2 protein-coding genes are annotated in these 2573 nt (G+C 60.9%); both read right to left on the reverse strand.

Features of this window, described 5'->3' with window-relative positions; all coding sequences use genetic code 11:
- Positions 1–363: 363 nt before the first annotated feature.
- Positions 364–1569 carry an IS91 family transposase gene (locus AC097P_RS23305; RefSeq protein WP_479612823.1) on the reverse strand — a complete coding sequence of 402 codons (1206 nt, stop codon included), beginning with the start codon at positions 1567–1569 and terminating at the stop codon, positions 364–366.
- 9 nt (positions 1570–1578) lie between these two features.
- Positions 1579–2454, reverse strand: coding sequence for a tyrosine-type recombinase/integrase (locus tag AC097P_RS23310; protein ID WP_479612824.1), 876 nt, complete (start codon positions 2452–2454; stop codon positions 1579–1581).
- Positions 2455–2573 lie beyond the last annotated feature (119 nt).

Below are 2573 nucleotides of genomic sequence, written 5' to 3' on the forward strand. Positions count from 1 at the left end.
AGTTTAGGTTTGTAGGATGCCCACCCGTGCTGGCATGCCGATGTTGCCACGAACTTTTACCAAGGGTGGGCGTCGTACAAAGCTCGGAGGAGGAAACCGCGGCGAGTGCCAATACCGCGAGAGGCGGCTACAAGACTATGGCGATTGGATGTGAGGCAAGGTTGTCTGAAGCCACAATAGTGCGCCCAATCGCGCACGCACCAAGGCAAGATTGATGCCGCGGTGCGTAAGAAGTCAGATACGGCCGCGTGAATGCATGCCTTGCACAGGACTTTTGGACCAAATGGCAACACCGCTCCCCACCAAGCGTTCTTGGATATTCAGTCGACGCCCAGTTTGACTCGGCATTGGTTGCGGCAGTCGTCACGGTGGCCCCTGCAATGGCGGCGGTGCGCGAATAGCCTGACCCCGCATCAAGGTCTCCAGGACAACCATTGCCGCGCCACAGTGTGTACAAACAAAGCTTGGCCGCGCTTGAGTTTCTGTGTCGCCCTCAGAGGTTTCGGTCGTGGCGGTTGCCGACACCACGCCCAGCAGCTCGCGGGCTTTGGCCAGCTTCTCTGTGCGCCCATGGTTGGCGATCAGCCCAAAGTGGCGGATGCGGTGAAACCCACCGGGCAGCACATGCAATAGGAAGCGACGCATGAACTCATCGGCACCGAGCGTCATCGTCTTGTGCCGTGGTTTGTCCGGGTCGCCCTTGTCCCGGTAGTCCTTCCAGCGAAACGTCATGCCACGCTCGTCCATGGCTACCAGACGTGAGTTGGCAATCGCCACCCGGTGTGTGTAGCGTGACAGATAGGCCAGTACGGCTGCAGGCCCGGCAAACGGGCGCTTGGCGTAGACCACCCATTCGCATTGGCGCAGTGGCGCCAGCCACCGCGCAAAGGCTTGTCGGTCGGCCAGGCCCGCACGGTCACCAAAGAACTGCAACTTGCCCTGGCCATGTGCTGCTACCAACGCCTGCAGAAATCGGTACCGGAACAATCGCGAGAGCACCCGCACCGACAGGAAGAAACCGGGTTTGCAGGACACCCATCGCTGGCCGTCCAATGAGAGACCCCCGCCGGGCACGATCCCGTGCACATGGGGATGGTGGGTCAGTGCCGATCCCCAGGTGTGCAGCACCAACGTCACCCCTACTTGTGCGCCCAAGTGCTTGGGGTCGGCGGCAATGGTGGTTAGTGTTTCAGCGGCGATCTCAAACAACAGACCGTAGACCACAGCCTTGTTGTAATAGGCAATATCGCTAATGGGAGCCGGTAGCGTGAAGACCACGTGGTAGTAATCCACTGGCAGCAGATCGGCTTGTCTGGCCTCCAACCAGCGCTTGGCCGCCGCAGCCTGGCACTTGGGGCAATGGCGGTTGCGGCACGAGTTGTAGGACACTTGGATCTGCTGGCAGTCTGGGCAATGAAGCACGTGTCCCCCCAGCGCCGCGGTGCGGCACTGCTCGATGGCTGACATGACCTTGAGCTGGCCCAGGCTCAGATGTGAGCGTTGGGCGGCTCGATAGTCTGGCCCATGGGCGCGGAATATGTCCGCGACCTCCAGGGCACCGGGCCCCATGGAGGGGGCCTATGCAGGTTGTAGCGTCTCCAACGGAGACAGCACTTCGCGCAGGATGTCGGTGGCCACCTGAACGTACTTGGAGGTGGTTTCCAGCTTCTTGTGGCCCAGCATCACCTGAATTACCCGGATATCGACCTTCTGCTCCAGCAAATGGGTAGCAAAGCTGTGGCGCAAGGTATGCATGGACACCCGTTTATCGATGTGGGCCAGTGTGGCGGCGTCATGGATGGCGCGGTTGAGTTGCCTGGCGGTCAGAGGGTCAATGGGGTCGCGCCCCGGAAACAGCCAACCGCCGTCAAGCATCTTGCCCTGGGCACGTGCAACGCGCCACCAGACCCGCAGGCGCTCCAGCAATATGGGCGAGAGCATGGCATAGCGGTCTTTGCTGCCTTTGCCCTGCTCCACGCGCAAGGTCATGCGTTGTCGGTCGATGTCGCCCACTTTGAGCGCAAGGACTTCGCTGACACGCAGCCCTGTACCGTAGGCGACGGATAGCGCGGTCTGGTGCTTGATGTGACCAACCGCGCCCAGTAGTCTGGCGACTTCCTCGCGGCTCAGCACCACTGGCAGTTTCTGTGGGACGCGCACCGACTGCATCTTGGCCATCATGTCGGCGCGACCCAACGTAACGTCAAAGAAGAATGTCAGTCCGGTGATGGTGGCGTTCAACGTTACCGGGGAAGTGCCGGCGTCCACCATGTGCAGCTGGAACCGGCGCAGGTCTTCGGCGCTGGCGGTGTCGGGTGACTGCCGGGTAAACGCCGCTAACTTGTAGACGGCCCGGATGTAGGCGGCCTGGGTCTTGGGTGCCAGTTGTCGCATGCGCATGTCTTCGAGCATGCGTTGGCGCAAGGGTGTGATCGGCTGTTTGGGTGATTGCATGGCTGTGCTCCTGTTGTGAACCGAGGCCAATTGCCTCATTGCACAACATAGGCATGCACAGGTACTCAGCGCAAACTACATGCGCTGGAGAGGGGCTACCGCGCGAGCGGTTTAGTCCT

It is taken from the genome of Rhodoferax sp. ZS1R8, from assembly GCF_056521325.1.

What these genes read in the sequence shown, in the direction of transcription:
- AC097P_RS23305 (WP_479612823.1), bottom strand. Translation starts at nt 1,569, where the DNA reads ATGGGGCCCGGTGCCCTGGAGGTCGCGGACATATTCCGCGCCCATGGG.
- AC097P_RS23310 (WP_479612824.1), bottom strand. Translation starts at nt 2,454, where the DNA reads ATGCAATCACCCAAACAGCCGATCACACCCTTGCGCCAACGCATGCTC.